Annotated in this window: 23 protein-coding genes; 16 read left to right on the forward strand and 7 right to left on the reverse strand. The window is 42.8% G+C overall.

Going from position 1 to position 23358, the window contains the following annotated elements:
• Window positions 1-200 precede the first annotated feature (200 nt).
• The 4 genes from HUS26_RS14705 (at window position 201) to HUS26_RS14720 (ending at window position 4771) form a co-directional block, all read left to right on the forward strand.
• Window positions 201-755, forward strand: a complete 555-nt coding sequence (locus HUS26_RS14705; protein WP_173918867.1) for an NADPH-dependent FMN reductase — start codon at window positions 201-203, stop codon at window positions 753-755.
• Window positions 756-883: 128 nt separating this feature from the next.
• Window positions 884-2374: a UDP-N-acetylmuramoyl-L-alanyl-D-glutamate--2,6-diaminopimelate ligase gene (locus tag HUS26_RS14710; RefSeq protein ID WP_254434214.1), complete on the forward strand. Its 1491-nt coding sequence runs from the start codon at window positions 884-886 to the stop codon at window positions 2372-2374.
• Window positions 2375-2554: 180 nt separating this feature from the next.
• Window positions 2555-3025, forward strand: coding sequence for a DinB family protein (locus tag HUS26_RS14715; RefSeq protein WP_173917849.1), 471 nt, complete (start codon window positions 2555-2557; stop codon window positions 3023-3025).
• A gap of 279 nt (window positions 3026-3304) precedes the next feature.
• Window positions 3305-4771, forward strand: a complete 1467-nt coding sequence (locus tag HUS26_RS14720; protein WP_173917850.1) for a catalase — start codon at window positions 3305-3307, stop codon at window positions 4769-4771.
• 200 nt (window positions 4772-4971) lie between these two features.
• Here HUS26_RS14720 and HUS26_RS14725 read toward each other — a convergent pair whose 3' ends face one another.
• Window positions 4972-5862 carry a formate/nitrite transporter family protein gene (locus HUS26_RS14725; RefSeq protein WP_173917851.1) on the reverse strand — a complete coding sequence of 297 codons (891 nt, stop codon included), beginning with the start codon at window positions 5860-5862 and terminating at the stop codon, window positions 4972-4974.
• A gap of 128 nt (window positions 5863-5990) precedes the next feature.
• Here HUS26_RS14725 and HUS26_RS14730 point away from each other — a divergent pair, with 128 nt between their 5' ends.
• A complete protein-coding gene (locus HUS26_RS14730; RefSeq protein ID WP_173917852.1) occupies window positions 5991-6167 on the forward strand; it encodes a hypothetical protein in 177 nt (58 codons plus the stop codon).
• Window positions 6168-6202: 35 nt separating this feature from the next.
• Here the strand turns inward: HUS26_RS14730 and HUS26_RS14735 are convergent, their stop codons facing one another.
• The 3 genes from HUS26_RS14735 to HUS26_RS14745 are packed head-to-tail and all read right to left on the reverse strand — an operon-like array spanning window position 6203 to window position 8534.
• Window positions 6203-6649: a DUF4064 domain-containing protein gene (locus tag HUS26_RS14735; protein ID WP_173917853.1), complete on the reverse strand. Its 447-nt coding sequence runs from the start codon at window positions 6647-6649 to the stop codon at window positions 6203-6205.
• Between the two features lie 21 nt (window positions 6650-6670).
• The gene (locus HUS26_RS14740) at window positions 6671-7624 is read right to left on the reverse strand and encodes an ABC transporter permease subunit (RefSeq protein WP_173917854.1); all 954 of its coding nucleotides are present in this window, start codon (window positions 7622-7624) and stop codon (window positions 6671-6673) included.
• A complete protein-coding gene (locus HUS26_RS14745; protein ID WP_173917855.1) occupies window positions 7617-8534 on the reverse strand; it encodes an ABC transporter ATP-binding protein in 918 nt (305 codons plus the stop codon). Before HUS26_RS14745 ends, HUS26_RS14740 begins: the two co-directional genes overlap by 8 nt.
• Window positions 8535-8724: 190 nt before the next feature.
• Here HUS26_RS14745 and HUS26_RS14750 point away from each other — a divergent pair, with 190 nt between their 5' ends.
• From HUS26_RS14750 to HUS26_RS14785, 8 genes are all read left to right on the forward strand, one after another.
• Window positions 8725-9855 carry a conserved virulence factor C family protein gene (locus tag HUS26_RS14750; protein WP_173917856.1) on the forward strand — a complete coding sequence of 377 codons (1131 nt, stop codon included), beginning with the start codon at window positions 8725-8727 and terminating at the stop codon, window positions 9853-9855.
• Window positions 9856-9873: 18 nt separating this feature from the next.
• Window positions 9874-10302 (forward strand): BrxA/BrxB family bacilliredoxin, encoded by a 429-nt coding sequence (locus tag HUS26_RS14755; RefSeq protein WP_173917857.1) that lies wholly within the window; start codon window positions 9874-9876, stop codon window positions 10300-10302.
• A gap of 619 nt (window positions 10303-10921) precedes the next feature.
• On the forward strand, window positions 10922-12280 hold the full coding sequence (locus tag HUS26_RS14760; protein ID WP_371809595.1) for a glucoamylase family protein: 1359 nt from the start codon (window positions 10922-10924) through the stop codon (window positions 12278-12280).
• A gap of 341 nt (window positions 12281-12621) precedes the next feature.
• Window positions 12622-13383 (forward strand): class I SAM-dependent methyltransferase, encoded by a 762-nt coding sequence (locus HUS26_RS14765; RefSeq protein ID WP_173917858.1) that lies wholly within the window; start codon window positions 12622-12624, stop codon window positions 13381-13383.
• Window positions 13384-13484: 101 nt separating this feature from the next.
• Window positions 13485-14813, forward strand: a complete 1329-nt coding sequence (locus tag HUS26_RS14770) for a cytochrome ubiquinol oxidase subunit I (protein ID WP_173917859.1) — start codon at window positions 13485-13487, stop codon at window positions 14811-14813.
• A gap of 37 nt (window positions 14814-14850) precedes the next feature.
• Complete coding sequence (locus HUS26_RS14775) at window positions 14851-15876, forward strand: cytochrome d ubiquinol oxidase subunit II (protein WP_173917860.1); 1026 nt, start codon at window positions 14851-14853, stop codon at window positions 15874-15876.
• Window positions 15877-15977: 101 nt separating this feature from the next.
• Window positions 15978-16931, forward strand: coding sequence for a glutaminase A (gene glsA, locus HUS26_RS14780; protein ID WP_173917861.1), 954 nt, complete (start codon window positions 15978-15980; stop codon window positions 16929-16931).
• A complete protein-coding gene (locus HUS26_RS14785; protein ID WP_173917862.1) occupies window positions 16931-17386 on the forward strand; it encodes a DUF4385 domain-containing protein in 456 nt (151 codons plus the stop codon). The genes glsA and HUS26_RS14785 overlap by 1 nt, the downstream gene beginning before the upstream one ends.
• A gap of 68 nt (window positions 17387-17454) precedes the next feature.
• Here the strand turns inward: HUS26_RS14785 and HUS26_RS14790 are convergent, their stop codons facing one another.
• The 3 genes from HUS26_RS14790 to HUS26_RS14800 are packed head-to-tail and all read right to left on the reverse strand — an operon-like array spanning window position 17455 to window position 20485.
• Entirely contained in the window at window positions 17455-18435 is a 981-nt protein-coding gene (locus HUS26_RS14790) for an NAD(P)/FAD-dependent oxidoreductase (RefSeq protein WP_173917863.1), read from the reverse strand.
• Between the two features lie 14 nt (window positions 18436-18449).
• Window positions 18450-19457 carry an iron ABC transporter permease gene (locus tag HUS26_RS14795; RefSeq protein WP_173917864.1) on the reverse strand — a complete coding sequence of 336 codons (1008 nt, stop codon included), beginning with the start codon at window positions 19455-19457 and terminating at the stop codon, window positions 18450-18452.
• Window positions 19457-20485: an iron ABC transporter permease gene (locus tag HUS26_RS14800; protein ID WP_173917865.1), complete on the reverse strand. Its 1029-nt coding sequence runs from the start codon at window positions 20483-20485 to the stop codon at window positions 19457-19459. The genes HUS26_RS14795 and HUS26_RS14800 overlap by 1 nt, the downstream gene beginning before the upstream one ends.
• 204 nt (window positions 20486-20689) lie before the next feature.
• On the opposite strand from HUS26_RS14800, the gene HUS26_RS14805 reads away from it, so the two are divergent.
• From HUS26_RS14805 to chrA, 3 genes are all read left to right on the forward strand, one after another.
• Window positions 20690-21637 (forward strand): ABC transporter substrate-binding protein, encoded by a 948-nt coding sequence (locus tag HUS26_RS14805; RefSeq protein WP_173917866.1) that lies wholly within the window; start codon window positions 20690-20692, stop codon window positions 21635-21637.
• Window positions 21638-21748: 111 nt separating this feature from the next.
• Window positions 21749-22069: a PadR family transcriptional regulator gene (locus tag HUS26_RS14810; protein ID WP_173917867.1), complete on the forward strand. Its 321-nt coding sequence runs from the start codon at window positions 21749-21751 to the stop codon at window positions 22067-22069.
• Window positions 22062-23240, forward strand: a complete 1179-nt coding sequence (gene chrA, locus HUS26_RS14815; RefSeq protein WP_371809596.1) for a chromate efflux transporter — start codon at window positions 22062-22064, stop codon at window positions 23238-23240. Before HUS26_RS14810 ends, chrA begins: the two co-directional genes overlap by 8 nt.
• Window positions 23241-23358 lie beyond the last annotated feature (118 nt).

A 23358-nucleotide genomic window follows, 5' to 3' on the forward strand; every position in this document is an offset into this window, starting at 1 on the left:
ACTAAAACTAAGGAATTTAAGGAAATTTTACGACCTATAAAGAGGGTTATGCAATAGTTTTTTTAACAATTTTTTTGACAAAATTCGGCAGCCTTTTCGTTTACTATACTCTACTAGAATGAGGCAGATGATTAGAAGTAAGCCTGGTCCGCCATTATAATAGTTATGACCAGTTATTTTGAGGAGGAGTATGTTTTATGATTAAAGTAGCAGCTCTCGTCGGCAGCATTCGCAAAGAATCGTATAACATGAAATTGACGAAGTTTATTCAGGAACGTTATAAAAACCGTTTAGATATTAAGATTGTACCCATCCGCGACGTCGCCTTTTATGATCAGGACATCGAAAATGTAGCCCCTGCTTCTGTACAGCGTTTTAAAGCAGCTGTAGCAGATGCAGACGCCTTCTTAATCGTAACTCCTGAATTTAACCATTCTATCCCTGGCGTATTAAAGAATGCTCTGGACTGGCTTTCTCGAGGTGACCGCGAAATGGCGAATAAAGCCACTTTCATTGCTGGTGCCACAATGGGAGCTCTCGGTACAGTGCGCGCGCAAATGCAGCTGCGCCAAATTTTAAATGCTCCTGGTATGGGAGCCAATGTGCTGCCGGGCAACGAGATTCTTATCGGCGGCATTCAGCATAAAATGGATGAAGGCGGCCAGTTAACCGATAAGCAGACTGTTGATTTTATCGATAATGTTGTCGAACAGTTCATCCCATTTGCAGAGAAACAAAAGGAAAAAGTATATTAATAATGAAAAGCCTCCCGAGCGAGGCTTTTTTTATTATATTTTTTAAAGATATGACACTTTAGTAGTTTAATATGTCGAAAAGACGGGAATCTATCTAGTAAAATTTACCTGCATAAAGGATTGATGATTTGGAGAAAAAAATGTATCACTTTACCGGTCTGTGGGATGCTCCTGTATATGGCCCGTCATCCAAGCTGGTCAGTTCAGTTGTTTATGATTCAAGAGACGTAATTCCCGGCTCTGCCTTTGTATGTATTATAGGAGAGCATCACGACGGACATCAATTCATAGAAAAGGCTGTTACACTAGGTGCCTCTGTAATTATTGGAACATCAGAAGAACTGCTACATAAGAAATCCACCATTTACCCCGATGTCACGTTTATAGCAGTGACAAATAGTAAACTTGCCCTTGCGGAACTGTCCTCCAACTTTTACGATAGCCCTTCTAAGAAGCTGGCCACTATTGGAATTACAGGCACGAACGGAAAGACGACTGTTACTTCTTTTGTTTATTCTATATTGAATGCGTTATCGTTTCGGACAGGCTCGATAGGAACTGCCGGCATATGGGACGATAAAGAGAAAAAAGATTTTAAACAAACAGTCCCTACTACGCCTGAAAGCCCAGACCTTCAACGTGTGCTCGATTATTATTGCAAAAATAATATACAGGCAGCTGTAATAGAATCCACTTCCATAGCGATTGAACAGCACCGCCTGGCATCGATTGATTTTGACATTGCCGTTCATACCAACCTTACACCTGAGCATTTGGAATTTCACGGTACGATGGAAAAATACAAGCAGGCGAAGCTTAAATTATTTTCCCAGTCAAAACGGGCTGTCGTAAACCTGGATGATCCCGGAATGTCCCAGGACATCCTGAAGTTCTCCCAAAGCCCTGTTTTGACTTATGGCATTCAGTCAAATGCTGATTTAAAAGCAGAAGACATCCACACTACGGCCAATGGGACAGCATTCAATCTCGTGGTTAACAACAAGAAGTATTACGTACACGCTCCCCTTTTTGGCCATTATAATGTGTCTAATTTATTGGCGGCTATTGGAGCTAGTTTTCAGCTTGGTTTCAGTATAGAAGATATCCTTTCAGTTATTTTTAAAATTAAAAGTCCTGAAGGGCGTTACCAGGTCATTCATAACCTTGCCCCTTTTAAAATTATTTTGGACTACGCCCACACCCCAGATGCCTTGTCCCACGTTATTGAAGCGGTACGACAAAGTCCCCACCGTAAGCTTATTGTCATGATAACGGGCATTGGCCTGCGCGACCCTAATAAGCGGCCCTTGATGGCACAGGAAGTCGAAGGTTTAGCTGATGAAATTATAGTCAGTGTAGATCAGCCTGGTTTTTCAAACAGACGGGATGTTGTGCAGGATGTATTAAAAGGGTTCAAAAACCCAGCAGCGCCTAACATTCATACCAAGCTTCATCGAGAAGACGGCATCCATTATGCTTTAGGTTTGGCTTCTAAAGGAGACGTTGTGTTATTAACCGGCATCGGATTTGGCGGTTATCAAATTATTAAAGATCAAAGAGTTCCTTACTCAGAACTCGACGTCATTCAAAATTATTTCAAGTTCCCTCACTCGTGTTAATGCTGTCAGCAAACCTCCTTTTTCGTTTTCGATAAGGAGGTTTTTTGTTGGGTAATATCAAAATAAACAATATTTCCCGGGGAATATTGTCGATTTATTACAGATTTTCACAAGACAGAGGGGAATGAGCATTTAATGAAGAATATGTGTAGTAACAAAATTTTTATATGAGGTTATAACATGAATAATTACTGTCAAATGGCTTTCCATCAATTAGAAATCGTAGTAGCGTCTATATCAGAAATCTTAGGCCAGCTCAATGAAGAAGATTTAAAGTTCCGTCCCACCGAAGGAAAGTTCTCGATCGGTGAACTTTTAGAACACATCGCCATTATCCCTTCTGCCGATGGGAAGATTGCCGAAGGATTATCCGAACAAGAAATGAAGAAATTCTATGATTCTATTTCTCTTCAGACGACTGAGGAGATTTCGGCCGCTCTGTTTGAGCACTTCGCCCAATTGAAGTTCCAATATGAAAGCTACACAGAGGATCATTTGTTTGCCGAAATTACATCTTGGTGGGGTGTTACTTATACCCGATATGAATGGCTGCTGGAAATCCTGGCTCACATGTACCATCACCGCGGCCAGCTGCATGCTATGCTAGTCCACACTTATAATAAAGATCTGGAAATCTTATTATTTGAATAGTGTCAGCTGAAGAACTCCTCTATCAAAGGGAGTTCTTTTTTGTTTCCAATTGATAAAATATCACTTTAATTGATATCAAATGGTCTTATCCTTCCACTATATAACTTTTTATTAGAATATCCTTAAAAGAAACCAACACTCCCCAAATTGTTATTACCACGACATTACCACAAATTAAAATAGAATTTATTTTATAATTAATATAAATAAATATTTATTTTTATAAGACTTATATTATAATCATTATTGACACTAATTTTATGGAGAGATGAACCAATAATGTCAGATAAACAAAAAAGAGACCAGTTAACAAATAGCTCAGGTGCTCCTGTTGGCGACAACCAGAACTCCATCACTGCAGGATCCCGTGGACCAACACTTATACAAGATGTCCACTTATTGGAGAAACTAGCTCATTTCAATAGAGAACGCATCCCTGAGCGAGTCGTTCACGCAAAAGGTGCGGGAGCTCACGGATTTTTTGAAGTCACAAATGATGTAACACCCTATACGAAAGCAAAATTTTTAAATGAAGTAGGGAAACGCATTCCTGTATTTACGAGGTTCTCTACCGTAGCAGGGGAAAGAGGATCAGCTGACACAGTCCGCGACCCGCGCGGTTTTGCTGTTAAGTGTTATACAGAAGACGGAAACTATGACCTGGTAGGAAAGAATACACCGGTCTTCTTTCTAAGAGATGCCATTAAATTCCCTGATTTTATCCATACTCAAAAGAGAAATCCGGCGACCAACATGAAGGACCCTAACGCTGTGTGGGATTTCTTCTCCCTTTCACCTGAGTCGCTTCACCAGGTCACAATTCTTCATTCAGACCGAGGCATCCCTGCTACCTACCGTCATATGCACGGTTTAGGAAGCCACACCTTTAAGTGGACGAATACGGAAAGCAGCTCTGTATGGGTGAAGTATCACTTTAAGTCTGAACAAGGTATCAAGAACCTGGATGAAGAGACCGGGAACAGAATTGCCGGGGAAAACCCTGACTATAAGACAGGCGATTTGTATAAAGCTATCGAAAAAAGGGACTATCCTGCCTGGACGGTTTATGTTCAAATCATGCCGTTGGAAGATGCCAACACCTACCGTTTCGACCCATTCGATGTAACAAAAGTGTGGTCACAAAAAGACTACCTGCTGATTGAGGTTGGACGCATGGTGACGGATCAGAATCTTAAGAATTACTTCGCGGAAGTGGAACAGGCAGCTTTCTCTCCTGGCCGATTCGTACCAGGAATAGAAGCATCTCCAGATAAAATGCTTCAGGGACGTCTGTTTGTTTACTCAGATGCGCACCGTTACCGTCTCGGAGCTAACCACGAAGCAATGCCGGTTAACCGCCCGCGTACTCAAGTGAGTAACTATCAGCGTGACGGCTTCATGCGCTTTGATGACAACGGAGGCGGCAAGCCAAACTATGAACCGAACAGCTACGGAGGTCCTGTAGAAGATCCAAACAGCAAGCCGGCACCATTTGAAGTATCTGGCTATGCCGATAGCGTACGCTACGATGAAAGTGACCATTATACGCAGGCTGGAGACTTGTATCGATTATTGGACAGCGACGAGAAATCGCGTCTCGTGAAAAACATTGTAGAGTCCATGAAACCAGTAGAAAAAGAAGAGATTAAACTTCGCCAAATTGAACACTTCTATAAAGCCGACACAGAATACGGACAGCGTGTAGCTGATGGACTTGGCCTTAAAGTGCCAGAATATGAATTGTAAAACATCAGGACTCAGTCTATGGAAATAGAGGCGTGACATTTGATTCCTCAGGAGCGACTACGTTGGACTCCCGCGAAAAAACGCCCCCACATCTTGTGGGGACGCATAAAAACTAGTGATTTTCGTCTTTGGAAAAAATCCGATCTCTCTATCAGCTGCAAAAAGCCCTGCCTTAACAAAAGGCAGGGCTTTTTAACATCCTATTTTTTATATGAAGATTTTTTTCCTAAGCTCGTAGATATATGATCTTTATAAGCGTAAGAGAACAACAGGGATACGAGGATGCCTCCCCCGATCAGGTTTCCGATACTTGCCGGGATAAGATTTAGGAATAAGTATTCATACCAAGTGTATTTGTCAGATACGAGAATTCCCATGCTGAAATACCCCATATTTGCCGCACTGTGCTGGAAATTACCAGCCACAAATAAAATTACCGGGAGTGTCGTTCCAAGAATTTTACCAGTAATATCGCGGGCAGCCGTGGTAAGAAATGCTGCCATGCCTATGAGCCAGTTGGCCAGAATTCCCGATACCAACACTTCGAACCAGCCTTTTAATCCGTGATCCATGAATTTCATTTTTTTATCTAAATAAGATGACAGCTCCGTATAGAATTCAGAGTTAAGCGATCCCGACATTTGAATCAGGACAGCTACTGCTAAAGCACCAATGATGTTTCCAATATAGGCACTCGCCCAAAATTTATAAATGTTGACCTTCATTAAATTGGCTTTATTAAATAAATAAGATGGCAGAAGTACGTTAATCTCCGTAAATAAAACAGCTCCTGAAATGAACACGAGAGCATATCCTGTCGCAAATCCTAAACCGGACAGAAGGTAGTAAACGCCCTTAATATCTACTCCCTCTGCAAGCAGAATTGAAAAAACAGCTCCGAATGTCATAAATGAACCTGCTGATAAGGCAAGCAGGAACTGACCACCAAATGCCTGATTAAGATGGTCTCTCCCCTTCTCTCCAAATTCATCCACGATCTGATACGGCAGATAAAACTGCCTGGCAGGCTGACTTGAATCGTTTCCTGTTGAATTTCCGTCATTAACTTCTTTTTCTTCATTGTCTGTCATGCTCTTCCCTCCAATTAATGTTTTCTTTCCCTTCATCCTTTTAAAGTAACCTAGTCCTTAAGACGGTATGTATATTTAGGAAAAAACGGGCCAACTTACTACTACAGACCCTTCAAGGAGTGGTAAACATGTCCAGCAGAGATGAGTTATGTTTAGCATGTGACGGCCGCGGCCTTTTAATGGATGATGAAGAATGGCAGTACACGTGCAAAGTCTGTAACGGAGATGGACTTATGCCCCAGCATTCAAATGTCGCGAACCGGGAAGTCGCAAATGTCGATGAAATGAACCGCATATTGGATTAAAAAAAGCACTGGACGCGTGTCCAGTGCTTTTGAAGTTAATAGGATTCATTCGTTACTTCTGCTGCCGGCTGTTTCGGTTTACGGACAAGTGCTACAATGCCAGCGACCACATAGGCAATCGATGCAAAGAGAGCGAAACCGATAGTTGAGAAAGCCGTGATCACTCCACTTACTATCAGAATAATACCAGCTGCTTTCGGCTTTTTATTACCGCGCAGAAATACAATACTCACTATTCCCAGTATGATTCCTGCAACCGCTGAAATAAGCATCAGCCAGGCTCCCATATCAATAAATGCCATCACTTCATCAATCGGGATTTCTTCAGGATTCACATTAGGATCTGAATATAAGATACTTTGAAATTCCGCCCTCAGACTCGGATCCCCGCTGAAGTTAACCATAATTCCAGCAAAAACAGCTACCAGTCCGTATAAAACGGCCCCAATAACAGAAAAAACGATTTCCACGGTTCGCTTCATAAATACAACACTCCTCTTCTTTTATGCGTTTGATACATCTCGTTTCGTAAAGAAAATCCAGGATAATCCAAGAAATATGACAAAATAGACGACGAGCATCGTAATAGAAAACTCTAACGTCAAACCATCAATCATCGGTGTTCCAGAGAAGAACTGAGTCAGATTGGTATTGGCAAAGAGAATATATTTTGCCCATTCCTTTGATGCAAAGAAAGCTACGATCGCATTTCCTGACATCATGAGGAATATGGCTATCCCGATTGCCAGCGCACTGTTTCTGAAAACGGCAGATACCATAAAGGCAAAAGTCGCCATCATCACCAAGTTCACTGAGCTTAATAAGTACCCATAAACCGTATGCTGAAACTGCGGGGTTTCCTGAACCTCTCCAGACATTATGAACAGATGAGGTTCACTGACTCCCGAGAATCCAAACAGCAGTCCGCCTGTGATGAATGCCATAGCATATAAAAAGAATAACATGCTTATCGCAAATAGGAGTACAGATACATATTTTGCGCCTAAAATTTTCGTTCGAGAAATCGGACGTATAAGCAGCAATTTAATTGTACCCCATCTAAATTCGTTTGCAATTATACTAGCAGCAATTATTATTGTAAAAAGACTAATGATTGATACGTTTGTCTGGTTCTCCAGCACAAAGTCCCAGACATTATATTCAGTAGGAGGAATATCATTCTCTAACCGATATTCATTAATCGCCATCTGCTCAGCGTTGAAACCGGCCATGAATTCATCTTCCTGACTTTCCTTTTTCATCCGCTCATTCTCTGTCTGCAGCTGTTCTTCCCAGTTACCATCCACCTGAGAACCTTCTGACATTTCTCCCCCGACTTTAAATAATACGCCCATCCCAATAACAATCACGGCTAAAATAATCACCATCACCCACGTAGAGATCTGGGAATAGGTTTTCATCTGCTCATTTCGAATAAGTTGGAAAAAATTATTCAATGGCACCCTCTCCTATCAAATCAAGAAATTTATCTTCCAGCGTCGAGCGTCTTACGGTCACGCTGTATATTTTGATGTTGTGGTTAACCATTTCCTGTACATAAAGAGGGATTTCTTCCCTTTGAGCCGTAAAGATCAATTCATTCTTCTGCCTTTGAACCTTACCGCCCTTTTTCCTAAAAATTTCTTCCGCTTCCTCAACCGGCGAAGCCTCTATAATCACTTCTTTCTGATCAGATTCCCCAAGCACCTCATGAACAGGCTGAATGGAAATTAGTTCACCATTTTTAATGATGCCGATACGGTCACACATCATTTCCATTTCAGATAAAATATGGCTGGACACAATCACCGATACTCCAGACTCCTCTGCCAGCCTTCTAATATAGGACCGGATCTCACGGATTCCGGATGGATCAAGTCCGTTGGTCGGCTCATCTAAAATAAGAACCGAAGGATTATGTAATAATGCCTGCGCTATTCCAAGCCGCTGTCTCATTCCTAAAGAGTATTTTGATACTTTTTCCTTCATCCTGTTTTCAAGCCCTACCAGCCGAATCACTTCTTCCACTCGCCCTTTACTAATACCGGGGATCATCCGGCTGTAATGAACCAAATTTTTATACCCGCTCATAAACGGGTACATTTCCGGATTTTCTACAATTCCTCCTACATGACGAATCGCTTTTTTAAAATCTTTTTTCACACTATGACCTTTAATGATCACGTCCCCATCGGTCATGCTTATCAGGCCGGCCATCATCCGAATGGTCGTCGTCTTCCCAGCTCCATTAGGACCAAGAAACCCAAACACCTCTCCCTCGAATATTTCAAAATCCAAGCCTTTAATAATTGGTTTTCCTTTAATTGTCTTCTTCAGACCTTTTAACTGCATGACGCCTTCCGACATCTAACCCGCTCCTTCGCTCAACTGTTTCCAAACTATTTTACGATTTATTATGAATTACGTTTCACCTTTTTAAAAATAAGGTTCCAGCTAATATTTATTCCGGTACAGAGAATACTGATTCTATCAATGGATATAGAAGGTTTTCTTTGATAAAATTTAAATAAATCCTTTAAGGAAGGGGGAATTTATCATGAAAATTGTCTCAATTGAACCAACCCCGAGCCCGCACTCAATGAAAATAAATTTAAACGAAGAACTGCCGGCAGGAGAAACCCACAACTATAAAAAAGAGGAAGTTGATAACGGGGCTCCTGGCTTTGTTCATGAACTTTTTCAAATAGACGGCGTTAAAGGCTTATACCATGTCGCCGACTTTATTGCGCTTGAGCGCAGCCCTAAAACAGCCTGGGAAGAAATTCTTCCAAAAGTACGGGGCGTGTTTGGCTCCGAACAACATGTAGAACCAGCAGAAAATCAGCAAACGCCCGATGATTCTTTTGGGGAAGTAAAAGTATTTGTACAAATGTTTAGAGGAATCCCGATGCAGGTTAAGCTTGAAGAAGGCGATGAAGAAAAACGTGTCGGCCTTCCTGAACGATTTATGGATGCAGCGATGGAAGCGTCTCCAGCTTCTCCCAACATGATTATGGAGCGAAAATGGGTAGAGCAGAACCCTCGTTATGGAGATGCAGAAGAAATTGGAGAACAAGTGAAAGATGAGCTCTCAGCAAGCTACGACGAAGCACGCCTGAAAGAGCTTGTTAAACAAGCGTTTGACCAAGATTTAAATGAGCCATCAGAACCGAAAAAAATAAAGGTGTCTTTAGAAACGATGGACAACCCGGACTGGAAGGTAAGGTATGCCGCCCTTGATCGAATGGATCCGACCATTGAGGACCTTCCCGTCCTGGATAAAGCACTGGATGATGAAAAAGCTTCCATCCGCCGCTTAGCCACAGCTTATCTGGGAATGATCGAAGAACCAGAAGTCCTTCCCTCTTTATATAAAGCTCTGGAGGATAAAACAGTAACTGTCCGCAGAACAGCCGGTGACTGCTTATCTGATTTAGGGTTTAAAGAAGCGATGTCAAAGGTTATCGAAACGCTAAAAGACCCGAACCGATTAGTCAGATGGCGGGCGGCTATGTTTCTCTATGAATTAGGAGACGAAACAGCCTTGCCAGCACTTAAAGAAGCCAGTAATGATCCTGAATTTGAGGTGCGCCTGCAGGTCAACATGGCGATTGAAAGAATTGAAGGCGGAGAGGAAGCCAAAGGTTCCGTCTGGCACCAGATGACTCAAGCGACTAAACAAAAATAAACAGGAGGAGTTCATTTTATGAATCCATATGAAGCTTATATGAAAGAGATCTCTCAGCCAATGCGTGAAGAACTGACGAACGCGGGTTTCACAGAGCTCACCACACCGGAAGAAGTTGATGAGTTTATCAGCACAACAGAAGGAACTGCCCTCGTTTTCGTTAATTCAGTGTGTGGATGTGCAGCAGGCCTTGCCCGCCCTTCCGCCCGCGAATCGTTAAACTTTGAGAAAAAGCCGGACCAGCTGGTAACTGTATTCGCCGGCCAGGACCGCGAAGCGACAAGCCGCGTGCGTGAATATTTTGAAGGGTATGAGCCGTCTTCCCCTTCTATTGCCTTATTGAAAAAGGGCCAGGTCGTTCACTTTATTCCCCGTGAAGAGATTGAAGATCACGAAGTCGAAGAAATTACTCAAAACCTTAAGAATGCATACGAGCAATACTGCTGATTAAAAACTCCGCTTAAAGCGAGGCCACTGAAAAACCGAAGATCTGTGAAAGGTAGAATTTTTAAAAGCGGTCTGGAATTTAAATTCCAGACCGCTTTTCTTCTAATTTTAAGAGATTTGTGCCCTCTATTCTTTCATAAATTTATTACTTTCATTGTGCAAGAAAAAAGAGTGACTTCTGTTAATTACACGATGAGCGATCGGTGGTGACACCTGCGGGAACAGCGCGAGCCGAAGGTACACTTGGTCAAGTGATCTTCTTGACCAAGTTAGCTGAGGCCGTGCCCGCGGCAAGCATCCACCGACAAGCGGTTCGGAACAACAAACTTTAACAGCTCTTTTAGATTAGAGAGGACTTTTTAGCTTCCTTTAAGCGGAGTTTTTTTAACGCGAACGAATTCAAATTCACTTCTTTTTAAAAAGATTATCCCGTATATCGAATCGTTTTCACAGAAACCGCTCATCTCCAAACTATTTCCCCTATCTCCTTTCAGGTTTTTTTACCTACTACTATTCTATCTTTTTATAAAATTCAGATATTAACCCTGTATTATGTTTACGCTTACATTTTTATCCTGTATACTTAAATTCGAAACGTTTCACCAATTCATATAAAGGAGTGTTATATTTGAAAAAAACTTTACTTGCACTTACTGTTCTGCTGCTTATCATGGGCTCATTTGGTACAGCTTCGTTCGCTCACCCCTCTGATAAAGGAAAAGAGAAGGCCCTTTCCACACAGCTTGAAGCCATTTCTAAACAAACTTACCGCTACTTTGAAGAATTCACAGACGAAAATACCGGTCTTACATACGATGCTGTTCGAACTGATAACGGTGAGATCGACCCTGCCAAGCACACTTCCCCTACAAACATTGGTATGTATTTCATGAGTACAATTGCTGCTGAAGAAGCAGGTACACTTACAGAAGAAGAAGCTGTTTCTAAGATTAAGACTACTTTAGATACATTAGAAGATATGGAAAAATGGAACGGGCTTTTCTACAACTGGTATTACACGGATGACGGCTCCCTCATGACGGATTGGGGCCAGTTTATCTCTACAGTTGATAATGGGTGGCTGTCTGCTGGACTGATTGTTGCAGGACAGGCTTACCCTGAACTATATGAACAAACAAGCCAGATCGTTGAAGAGATGGACTACTCCACCCTTTACGATACGGAAGTCGGCCAAATGCGTGGAGGCTATGATGCCGTTACGGATAGTATGACAGCTCACCACTACGGAGCTTTTTATACAGAGCCCCGTGTCGCAAGTTATTTAGCTATCGGTAAAGAAGACGTGCCAAAAACTCACTGGTGGAAAATGCATCGTACTATGCCAGCCGAGTGGGATTGGCAGTCACAAACACCTGAAGGTTATACAGAAGTTTATGACGGTATCGAAGTATTTGAAGGACACTATAGCTATAATGACACAAAATACGTTCCAAGCTGGGGTGGCAGCATGTTTGAAGCTCTAATGCCAGCTCTGGTCCTTAAAGAAAAAGAACTAGGCAAAAACGCCCTCGGGTTAAATAACCAGCGTCATGTCGATATTCAAATTGAATATGCGAAGGAGCAGGGATACGAAGCCTGGGGAATGTCTCCGGCAGCTACTCCCGATAACTACAAAGAATTCGGAGTGGCTCCTCTAGGCCACGAAGGTTACGGAGCTGATGGAACAGTGACTCCACATGCCACCTTTTTAGCTTTAGAATACGCACCGCTTGAAGCCTTTGAAAATATTAAAACATTAAAGAACCTTGGAACCTATGGAAAGTATGGTTTCCTTGACTCTGTGAATGTAGAAACCGGCGAAGTGACAAATGCTTATCTCGCGCTGGATCAAGGAATGAGTATCGTATCGATTGCCAACTACCTCCATGATGGAGTCATCAGAGATTACTTCCACCAGGACAACATTGGTAAAAAACCTGAAGACCTGCTTGAAAGAGAAACTTTTTCTATTAAATAAAATCACCTGATTCAGGCTGTCGAGCAAATCTCGACAGCCTTATTTATTTGGTCTTCAATACTTTTCATACCCTGCTCCGGGAGTGAGGACCGCTTCGCTTTCCCCGGACGAACGCCCGCCCCTCCTCGTGAAGCCCACTCCTCTTGGTCTTGGATCACCCGGTTTTTCTCAGGAGTCTCACGGTCTTCTTCACTTCCTGCGCCACCGAGAAAAGAATTTTTTTCTTCTTATTTTATTCATTGATAAGGATAGCTTATCAGTTTCGATTAAAAACCAGTATTCCTCTTATCTCTTTATTTTTCATATAATAAAAATAACTCGTACAGAAAGAAGGAATAATGATGGATCCGATTAAAAAGCAGGCCCAGCAGACCTTTTCCAAAAATAAAGAAGCTTATGTAACGAGCGAAACCCATAGGAATAAGAATGATTTACAAGCGATTACGGACTGGCTGAATCCTCAAGCCTCATGGACAGTCTTAGATATTGCAACAGGCGGCGGGCATGTCGCTAAGCAATTAAGCCCTGATGTGAAAGCCGTCATAGCCGCCGATCTTACGAAAGACATGCTCAGCCATACGGCTAAATACCTTCAGCGGCTATCCAATGTATATTATGTCATTGCTGATGCAGAACAGCTCCCTTTTATTGAAGAATCTTTTGACGCTGTAACCTGCCGGATTGCGCCTCATCATTTCCCTAACCCTGACCGGTTTATTCAAGAAGTCCATCGTGTATTAAAGCCAGGCGGTTCCTTCATAATGGTCGATAATATTGCGCCTGAAGACGATGTCTTGGATAAATTTTATAATACTTTTGAAAAAATGCGGGATTTCAGTCACCACCGCGCGTTAAAAGTATCCGAATGGAAAGACTTCATGCAAGACAGCCGGCTTTCTGTGAAACAGGAAATCGTCCGTAAGAAGACCCTCCCCTTTAAAGACTGGGCCGAGCGAACCCTGCCCCACAATGAAGTAAAACACGTAAAGAATTTTTTCCTTAATGCCTCACCTAAAGTAAAGTCGTATTTTCAGATTAACGAAGATTCCGGCCGTATCCTTGATTTCTCAATTGATGAATGGATGGTCCACTGTACAAAATAACTTATAATCACCTCCTTTTTATTGAAGGAGGTTTTTTGTGTTTAATTAGGTTCTTTTAAGGACAGGCTGATGCTAGATAAAGTGAGTTATGAGGTGACGTTATGGATATAGTAACCATGGCCCGGGTATTATTTGGTTCTTCGATGGCTTTCCACATCATTTACGCAACAATCGGTGTAGGAATTCCCGTCATGATTATTCTGGCTGAGATTATGTACTGGTTTAAAAAGGATAGAGATTATGCTCTTATGGCACGCCGCTGGACAAAAGGCTTTGCTATTTTATTAGCGGTGTCGATTACATCAGGAACGATTGTGGCCGTACTGATGTCTTTGCTGTTCCCCAATTTCATGGAAATCGTCGGACAGGTAATCTCGCTGCCTTTCCAAATTGAAATTTTCGCATTCCTCATTGAAGCCGTTTTTATGTCGATCTATTTATACGCCGCCGACCGTCTGCCGCAAGGTCTGAGATTCCTGAGCATTACCCTCGTGGCAATCGGTGCAACGGCTTCAGCCATTTTGATTACTGATGTACATGCTTGGATGAATACACCGGCTGGGTTTGATATTTCCGAGAATGGCACCATTACGAACGTCAATGTTTGGGAGGCTGTGTTTAACCCAAGTTTCACGGTAACGGCTATCCACGTTACGCTGTCTGCTTACATGACCGCCGCTTTTTTAATTGCTTCCATCGCAGGCATTCGATTATTGAAAAAGAATATTTCTCAAAACGAACGGCACTATCATAAAAAAGCATTAATGATTGCTTTATACTTTGGTGCTGCTATGTCCCTGGCGACTGCGATTAACGGCCATGAGGCAGCACAAGTGCTCCACGAGGAGAATCCAAGAAAACTGGCCGCTGCGGAAGGTTTATTTGAAACAACAAGTTATGCCCCTCTTTCTATCGGCGGATATGCCTCTGCGGAAGAACAGAGGGTAAAATACGCGATTGAAATTCCCTATGCGTTAAGCTTTTTAGCCGGCGACCGGTTCGATACAGAAGTGATTGGTTTAAACGAATACCCTGAAGAGCTGTGGCCGCCGCTGTACGTCCATATTCTCTTTAACATCATGGTCGGAATTGGAAGCCTTCTGATTGTTGTCTCTTTTTTAGCGCTTTTTTGGAAACATGTGTTAAAAAGGGACTTTCCTGGCTTTATTCTCGCCCTTCTTGTTGCAAGCGGACCTTTGGCGATGATTGCGATTGAGGCCGGCTGGTGTTTCAGCTGTATCGGCCGCCAGCCGTGGACGGTTACAGATGTGCTGAGAACCGATGAAGCTTCTACCAAATCAAACAGTGTCGGCATCTTGTTTGTAACCTTTTTAACGATGTATGTTACTTTGCTGTTCGTTACCGGGTTTGTTCTCAGATATTACTTTAAAAGAAATCCCGTTGAAAAGGATTTAGCAGTAAATTCATAACTTCCTTAATAAAAAATAGAAAAGAGTGACAGCCAATATGGAACCCTCAACTTTAGCCATTACGCTCTTATGGAGCCTGCTGTTCATCTATTCCATGCTCGGTTCAATGGACTTCGGGGCCGGGTTCTGGGGTATGGTCTATACACATAACAGTCGGACAAGTGCGGCCAATATTGCCAACCGCTTCCTTTCACCTACATGGGAAGTAACCAACGTGTTTCTCGTCCTTTTTGTCGTATCTCTTGTCAGCTTTTTCCCTTTCGCGACTAATATACTGGGAAGCCTTCTATTAGTCCCTGTTGGTTTAGGTGTGGTTTTATTAACAATACGTACGACCTTTATGGTATTTGCGAACCATACGAACCGTTATCGAGAAATTTTAAGAATTACTTCTGGTGTGACAGGATTACTCATCCCTGCACTGCTGGTCAGCATCCTCCCGATTACACTCGGAGGATTTGTAAAGATGGACGGTGAAGTTCCGCAGCTTCTATACGGCAAGCTGCTCGTCCATCCAACGCTATATATGCACATCGCCTTTGGCTTAACAACAGAACTCTTTATCTCGGCTGTTTTTCTCATGGATTATGCCAAAGAAGCGAAAGACTGGTCAGCCTACCATACGTACCGAAAACATGCGTTATGGCTCGGACCTGTATCCATTGTCATTGCTGTTTTAACAATTGGGACGATGCCGGCTGAAGCATCATGGCTGATTGAAAATATTAAATCAACCCCTATTTGGTTTGGTCTTTCTATTCTGTTCTTCCTTCTTGGCTATGCTTCGCTGTTCATTAAGAGGAACGAAAAGCAGGGACTTTCCCGCACGGCTATGGTATTTATTATCATTCAGTATGGAATTGCCATATACGCTTATGGCTCTGCTCACCTGCCGTACTTAATTTATCCTGACCTTACCGTGGCAGAAACGTTTACTAATACAACGGTTTTTTATAAGCTGCTTATCGTTCATGCCGCAGGATTTGCTATATTAATACCGGCCTTCTACCTGTTTTGGAGACTTTTCTTAAAGGATCAGCGATACTTAAAACAACAAGAGTAAGAGCCTCTTCCTCAGAGCTCTTACTTTTTTTAGTTGCTGCCTACGTTTACGTCATATCCTCTAAAGGGTACATTTAACTACTAATCACAGGAGGAACGGCTATGAAAAAACTCAGTAATCAATACCTTGAAGAAGCAATCGAAGACAGCAAGCCTTATGCCGCAAATGGAGAAATAAAGCCGGATATCCCCCGGATGGATGAAAAGATGAGAGATATGCTAGGTGTAACCATTATTACGCCGGACTTTGAAATATATCGGGCAGGAGAATACGATCAGACCGTTCCTATGCAGAGCACATCGAAAATTATTGGGCTCATGCTCGCCCTGCAGGATTTTGGAAAAGATAGAGTCTTTCAAACCGTGGGAATGGAGCCTATGGGAGATTTCTTTAATTCTATTTCGTCACTGGAATCGCCAGCTAATGAGAAGCCTTTTAATCCAATGGTTAATGCCGGGGCGATTTCAGTCGCTTCTCTTATAAAGGGTCAGACGGTAGAGAATCGTTTCAGCCGTTACCTTGACTTTCTAAAAGACATTACAGAAAACAATGAGCTCAAAATGGATGAAGAAGTTTATGAAGCTGAAGTAAATAATGGAGCCCGCAATCGGTCGCTGGCTTATTTTCTCCAGAGTACCGGCACTCTCGTAACCGATGTCGAAGACGCACTGGACCTTTATTTTCGAATGAATTCCATTATGATGAACAGTACCGGTTTTGCAAGAGTCGGATTATTCCTCGCCCGCGGTGGATATGATCCAGATGGAAATAAACTTATTCCTGATCAGCATTTACGTACGGTTAAAGCCATTATGCTTACGTCTGGTATGTATAACGCTTCTGGTCATTATGCTGTAGAAGTCGGGTTCCCATGTAAAAGCGGGGTTTCAGGCAGCATCATCGGCTCGGTGCCTGGAGTGATGGGAATTGGTGTTGTTTCGCCTCCAATTGACAGTAAAGGAAACAGCACAGCAGGTGGAGCCTTGCTTAAAAAGCTGTCTAAAGACTTGGAACTGAATATGTTCGGTATTGAGAATATAAAGGATAAGCACTGATGGGGTTTGATTACTCAATCGACTTTGAAAACACGGATTTCAGAGAAAAACCTGAGCTCTACCGGGTCGGACTTGGAGAGCAGGGAGTGCTGCTGGTGGAGCCTTATAAGAGCGAAATCCTTCCGCACTGGAGGTTTAAAACACCAGAAATCGCCAAGAAATCTTCTGACAAGATCTATCAAATGTATTTGGACTATAAGAAAGCCGGGGACTTTGTCGGAATGGATATGGCCCGGAAGTTCCTTCAAATGGGCTATACGAGGTCCCGTCGATATGCCAACTATAAAGGCGGTAAAAAGTATAATGACCAAGGTGAAGTAAACGAGCGGGAGATCGATCATGAAAAAGCAAGGTCGGCAGAGATATTTGAAGAAAAATGGATAACTGTCCGGGAAGATGAAGAGTATCTAATTTTAAAGAAAGAGCATCAAAAAAATACGGTTAGACGAGGCTGACCGTATTTTCCGCCTTAAAGTTCACTAATTAGAAGGCAACTCAGCAGGTGCGTAAACCGCTAGACCATTTAAGAATGTTTATAGATGACCGTGCTGTAAACTTGGGATTTGGATTTAGGATCGATATATGATTTGGCTGCATTAACCGCCGTCATCGCTTCCGTAAACCCTGAAGCGATCAGCATTGTTTTATGAGGATAAAGCGCTGCATCACCGGCAGCAAATATTCCTTCTATGTTTGTACCCATATTCATCTCCACAGGGATACGCCCTTTTTCCGTCTCTAGTCCCCATTCCTGATACAGGCTTTTTTCAATTTTTAACCCTTCATAGACTAAAACGTGTTCAGCATCGAGGCGCTCTCTATTCTCAAGAACAACGCCTGTTAATTCTGTTTCCGATCCTTCAAGACCGCTTACTTTCGTATTTCTATGAATACGAACAGAGGAAGCTTCCAGTCTCTCAACATCCTGCTCATAAACGGCTTTAAATTCTTGACTATGATTGATTATATGGACTTCTTTTGCAATCTTTTCTAAAGCTAAAGCCCAATCAATGCCTACACGGCTGTCAGAAACAACCACTGCTTTCTTTCCTTCATATTGTTTAATATTCTGGATCGTGTAATGAATGAATTTCTGATTATATTTCTCCAGCTGCGGTACATTCAGCGGTTTCATATCAAACGTCCCTAAACCGGAAGCAACGATGACCGTTTTCGAGAGGTGCTGGTTTCCGTCTTCTGAGTGAAGAATAAATGATCCATCTACCTGTTTTTCTATGGATTTAACTTTCTCATCTGTGACGATCTCAGGCTCTATGCTTCCAGCCTGTTCTTCGACTCTATGCACAAGCTCTTCACCTGTGACCCCTAAGAAACCGCCGACATCGTAAATCTTTTTCTCCGGATAGAAAAAAGAGACTTTTCCTCCCAGCCCTGGCTGATACTCGATTACTTTCGTCTTCATGTTGCGCATTCCTGCATAAAAAGCAGCATATAGGCCTGTTGTCCCCCCACCTATAATGGTCAGATCAAATTGTTCTTTCATATGCTCTCTCTCCTTTATTTCGTTTTCATTAGTAAGTAAATAAAGTAAGGCGTACTTATTATGGTTACTACAATCCCTACTGGAATCTCTGATGGCGCTAATAGATTCCTTCCTAACGTATCAGCCGTCAGTAGTACTGCAGCTCCAATAAGAGTCGAAAGCGGCAGTAAATACTGGTGCTTCGGCCCGACAATCCTTCGGGCAATATGAGGAGCGACAAGACCTAGAAAGGCGATTCCCCCGGCCGCTGCTACAGATAAACCTGCTAGGCTGACAGCAACAAACAATAGAACCCGGCGCTCTTTCTCAACGCCTGCCCCCAGCCCCATGGCTACATCATCGCCCAGGTTTAAAACATTTAAGGCCGCATATTTTGCTATTCCATATATAATCAGCAGTAATATCCCGGGAGCTATTGCGATTACAAAACCCCAGTTCGGACTCCAAATATCGCCTGAAAGCCAGACAATCGCCTGCATAAAATCCTGCGGGTTCATTTTTACTTGAAATAAAATAAGTGCCGCACTAAAGCCCGCATTCACACCAATTCCAACTAATACGAGCCTCATCGGTTCAACCCCTTGTTTCCAGGCCAGAAAGTAGACGAGAACTGCTGCAAAAAAAGCTCCGACAAGGCCAAATAAAGGCAGCATACAAATGCCCCAGCCGGTTAAAGAGTTCATGGATGACTGAAAAAAGAAGATATAGAGAATGACAGCAAATCCGGCTCCGGAATTAATTCCTAAAATACCGGGTTCGGCAAGGTCATTTTGTGTTACCCCCTGTAAAATAGCACCTGAAACACTTAAAGCCATTCCTACTAATAGAGCGATTACGATGCCGGGAAGTCGAAAATCAAAGAGAACGAGCTCCTGCCGGCTGTTTCCTTGTCCGATTAAAGTTTGAAAGACTTCACTCGGACTTATTTGAATGGCACCAAGGTTTAAGCTGATGAGCATAACGGCGACAATATAAATTCCAAGCCCGAGATACCAGGCCGTCATTTTTTTAAAGCTTGTCATTATACTCCGCTCCTTTCTCCGCCGCGTGCTAAGTAAAGGAAGAAAGGTACACCGATAAAGGCGGTAATAGCGCCAACGGGCGTTTCAAAAGGAGCATTAACCAGCCGGGCCGCCGTATCTGCAAGTACTAACAGCCCTCCTCCCAGAATCGCAGATATCGGAATAATCAGTCGATAATCCGCACCGACAAGGAACCTTGTAATATGAGGAATGACCAGTCCAACAAAACCGACAGTACCCGCAATAGACACAGCCGCTCCTGCTAAAACGAATACAACAACGACTCCCAGAACTTTAATAAGAAATGTATTTTGTCCAAGCCCCTTAGAGGTGTCTTCCCCCAGGCTGAGAACGGTCATAGATTTAGAAATAGCTATAGCTAATACTAGACCTACCGCCCCGGCTGCGAGCAGGATTTTTACCGAAGTCCAGTCCGTGTTTGCTAACCCGCCGGCATACCAGAAGCTCATTTGCTTAGCTACTTGAAAATGCATGGAAATGGCTGTGGCTATAGAACTAAGCATTCCGCCAATCGCTACGCCTGCTAAAGCCAGTTTCACAGGAGTCAATCCCCCTGAAGAGAAAGAACCAACAGCAAAGACAAGAACGACCGCTAAACCAGCCCCGATAAAAGAAGCAAACGTCATCCCGGACAAAGAAAGGGAGGGAAAAAATACTAAAGCCACGATGAGAGCAAACGCGGCGCCATGAGTGACTCCCATGATGGAAGGCGAGGCTAAAGGATTACGCGTAAGCCCTTGCATGACAGCTCCTGAAACGGCTAAAAAGCTCCCGACTAATGCTGCACCAATTGCCCTCGGAAGCCTCAGTTCCTGGATCACCTGATGGCTGGCCTCTTCTGGGTTGAAATTAACCACTGCCTCCCACACCGTTGATAAACGAATATCAGCCGCACCAAGTGCTACTGACCATCCTAAAGATAAAACAAGTCCGATTGATGCTAGTAAAAATATTAATGATGCTTTTCCTAAATGCTTAGGAACTTGAGACTCTTCCGCTGCCCTCACTTTATTTCAGCCCTCTCTATTTCCAAAGACAGTACTATGTACTCATCAAATTGAGAATGATTATCACTATCTAAGTATATGGCACAAAAAATAAATCTTCAAGCTAAGTTATTGGAAGTGGAGAATTTGACTCTTTTAGTGAAAATGATTATCATTATCGTCAGATGAATTATTTAAAGACAATTTCATAGGAGGAAAGTCATAATGAAAAGAACAATATGGATGTTTATCAGCCTTCTGTCCATCCTTGCACTGATAGCCTGCAGTAATGGAGAGGATTCAAACAGCTCTGGAGATTCCGGGGATACTAAAGAAGCTTCCTCAGAACGAACCCTTGAACATGCCTCTGGAGAAGTGAAACTCCCCGAAAACCCGGAACGTGTACTTGCCCCATACTTAGAAGATTCTCTAGCAGCTTTAGGAGTTAAGCCAGCTGCTCAGTGGTCAATTGGTGAAGATGTTCTTGATTATTTGCAGCCTGAACTGGAAGGCGTTCCTAAAATCAGCTGGGATCTTCCATTAGAACAGACTTTAGAGGCTGACCCGGGCTTAATAATTTTCAGTTCCCCTTCTTCTTTGCAAAATGGTTCTTATGAAGATTATCAGCAAATAGCGCCAACTTACGTTATGGAAGAAGAAGTAAATGCTCACTGGAGAGAGCAGCTTACACAAATGGGAGAGATCTTAAACAAGCAAGAGGAGGCTGAACAAGCATTAAATGAATTTGACCAAAAGGCAGCGGATATGAAAGAAAGCCTTGAAGAAGCAGTGGGGGATGAATCTGTCGCCTTCATTTGGACGATGGGCGAGGAATTTTATGTATTCGAATCCACACGATATGGAGCAGAAGTTTTGTATGAGAAAGTTGGTCTTACTCAGCCTGAGTTTATTAAAAACTTAGAGCAGCAGGAACAGTGGAACCCCATTGCTTTAGAAAAGCTTAGTGAGCTTGACGCTGACCATGTCTTTCTAATCGGTGAAGAAAACGAAGCAGGATTTGAAGTACTAAATAACAGTTCTGTATGGAAGAACGTGCCTGCCGTTGAAAAAGATCAAGTTTATACTATGAATGAGCCGAGCCACTGGACGATCGACGGCGTCATCGCTCACGATATGACATTAAATAAAGTTCATGAAGCTCTAACAAATTAATAAAATGTAAAGAATACGTAAACTTTGTCGAAGTTTGCGTATTTTTTATTGCATTAAATTCAACATTATCGTATATTGATATCGGATTCTGATAAAAGGAGAGACTGTTCTATGCTGAGAGATTTTTTTTTAGGATCAATAAAGATCCATATCCTCTATCACGCAGATGTGGAGCCCATTTATGGAGCATACCTTATGGAGGAATTAGCTTCCCACGGCTATAATATCAGCCCTGGAACACTATACCCTACTCTTAAATCTCTGCACAAAAACGGTCTTCTCCATAAGTATGAAGAAACTGTTAATGGCAAGGTGAGGAAGTATTATACGATCACCGAAGAAGGGAAACGAGTTCTTGAAGAAGGAAAACAGCAAGTCAGGGAGCTCGCCCTGGAAGTTTTAGAAGATGATTGGAGGAATGAACATGAGTAGACCTAAAGGATCCCTAAAAGAAGTTCTATTAGCTTCTACTAAGCTGGGGTTCACTTCTTTTGGAGGACCTGTTGCCCATCTGGCTTACTTTAAAGACGAATACGTCGATAGAAAAAAGTGGCTGGATGATAAAACCTATGCTGACATCATTGCACTCTGCCAATTTCTTCCCGGCCCTGCAAGCAGCCAGGTGGGAATAGCCATCGGCATGCTGCGGGCAGGACTATTAGGAGGGATTGTCTCCTGGATCGGCTTTACCGTTCCATCGATTTTAGTTCTTGTCCTGTTTGCGTTAATGTATCAGTCTTTTGATTTAAGTGACGCCGGCTTTATTCAAAGCTTAAAAGTTGTTGCCGCTGCCGTAGTTCTCCATGCCCTCATTGGATTAGGAAAAAAGCTGACACCGGACACGCCGCGGATTACCATTGCTCTGGCTGCCGCATTTATAATGCTGCTTTATCCTTCTGCATGGGTGCAGATTGTTATTATTCTAGCAGCAGGCCTTCTCGGAGCTAAGCTTTTTCACAAAATTGCAGATACAAAAGCAGAACCCTTCCCTGTCACCTTTTCTAAAAAAGCAGGGGCTGCTGCTCTAGCTATACTAGCCAGCCTACTGGCTTTCCTTCCTATATTGGCACGTACAACTGAAAATATGCTCGTCCAAATGTTTGATACCTTTTTCCGGGTTGGTGCTCTAGTATTTGGCGGAGGCCACGTCGTCCTGCCTATGATTGAGCGGGAAGTTGTGCCGACAGGATGGCTTGATGCCGGAGAATTCCTGGCAGGTTACGGGATGGCACAAGCAGTGCCGGGGCCTCTGTTTACGTTTGCCAGTTATCTCGGCACGATGATCCAAGGTATATCGGGTGCAGTCGTCGCTACTGTAGGTATCTTTTTACCCTCTTTCTTATTCTTAATTGCAGCTCTTCCTTTCCTGAGTGAACTGCGTAAGAAAGCCAAGTTCCAAGGTGTGCTTATGGGAGTAAATGCAAGCGTGGTAGGTATCCTGCTCGCTGCCTTTTATGACCCTGTTATTACAAGCTCTATCCAATCCAATGCAGATTTTGCACTGGCTGTTATTCTATTTGCCTGCCTGCATTACTTTAAGGTGCCTGCCTGGGCTATTGTTTTAATAGGTGTTGGTGCCGGGTTTCTTATTAATTTGATATGATAGGAAAAAGAATGAGTATAAATGTATTTTATACTCATTCTTTGGATTAAATTGTCGATATAATAGATAATAGGACTTATGGGAAGAAGCTTGTTACGCTTTATCCAATTTTGCAGTA

The sequence above is a fragment of the Halobacillus sp. Marseille-Q1614 genome (assembly GCF_902809865.1).
In the GTDB taxonomy this organism is placed as follows: Bacteria; Bacillota; Bacilli; order Bacillales; family Halobacillaceae; genus Halobacillus_A.

Coding starts and splice junctions, on each gene's coding strand:
- HUS26_RS14735 (WP_173917853.1), bottom strand. CDS start 6,649: ATGAAGCGAACCGTGGAAATCGTTTTTTCTGTTATTGGGGCCGTTTTA.
- HUS26_RS14755 (WP_173917857.1), top strand. CDS start 9,874: ATGAATCCATATGAAGCTTATATGAAAGAGATCTCTCAGCCAATGCGT.
- HUS26_RS14810 (WP_173917867.1), top strand. CDS start 21,749: ATGCTGAGAGATTTTTTTTTAGGATCAATAAAGATCCATATCCTCTAT.
- chrA (WP_371809596.1), top strand. CDS start 22,062: ATGAGTAGACCTAAAGGATCCCTAAAAGAAGTTCTATTAGCTTCTACT.
- HUS26_RS14795 (WP_173917864.1), bottom strand. CDS start 19,457: ATGACAAGCTTTAAAAAAATGACGGCCTGGTATCTCGGGCTTGGAATT.
- HUS26_RS14765 (WP_173917858.1), top strand. CDS start 12,622: ATGGATCCGATTAAAAAGCAGGCCCAGCAGACCTTTTCCAAAAATAAA.
- HUS26_RS14805 (WP_173917866.1), top strand. CDS start 20,690: ATGAAAAGAACAATATGGATGTTTATCAGCCTTCTGTCCATCCTTGCA.
- glsA (WP_173917861.1), top strand. CDS start 15,978: ATGAAAAAACTCAGTAATCAATACCTTGAAGAAGCAATCGAAGACAGC.
- HUS26_RS14725 (WP_173917851.1), bottom strand. CDS start 5,862: ATGACAGACAATGAAGAAAAAGAAGTTAATGACGGAAATTCAACAGGA.
- HUS26_RS14775 (WP_173917860.1), top strand. CDS start 14,851: ATGGAACCCTCAACTTTAGCCATTACGCTCTTATGGAGCCTGCTGTTC.
- HUS26_RS14790 (WP_173917863.1), bottom strand. CDS start 18,435: ATGAAAGAACAATTTGATCTGACCATTATAGGTGGGGGGACAACAGGC.
- HUS26_RS14750 (WP_173917856.1), top strand. CDS start 8,725: ATGAAAATTGTCTCAATTGAACCAACCCCGAGCCCGCACTCAATGAAA.
- HUS26_RS14745 (WP_173917855.1), bottom strand. CDS start 8,534: ATGTCGGAAGGCGTCATGCAGTTAAAAGGTCTGAAGAAGACAATTAAA.
- HUS26_RS14770 (WP_173917859.1), top strand. CDS start 13,485: ATGGATATAGTAACCATGGCCCGGGTATTATTTGGTTCTTCGATGGCT.
- HUS26_RS14715 (WP_173917849.1), top strand. CDS start 2,555: ATGAATAATTACTGTCAAATGGCTTTCCATCAATTAGAAATCGTAGTA.
- HUS26_RS14720 (WP_173917850.1), top strand. CDS start 3,305: ATGTCAGATAAACAAAAAAGAGACCAGTTAACAAATAGCTCAGGTGCT.
- HUS26_RS14730 (WP_173917852.1), top strand. CDS start 5,991: ATGTCCAGCAGAGATGAGTTATGTTTAGCATGTGACGGCCGCGGCCTT.
- HUS26_RS14785 (WP_173917862.1), top strand. CDS start 16,931: ATGGGGTTTGATTACTCAATCGACTTTGAAAACACGGATTTCAGAGAA.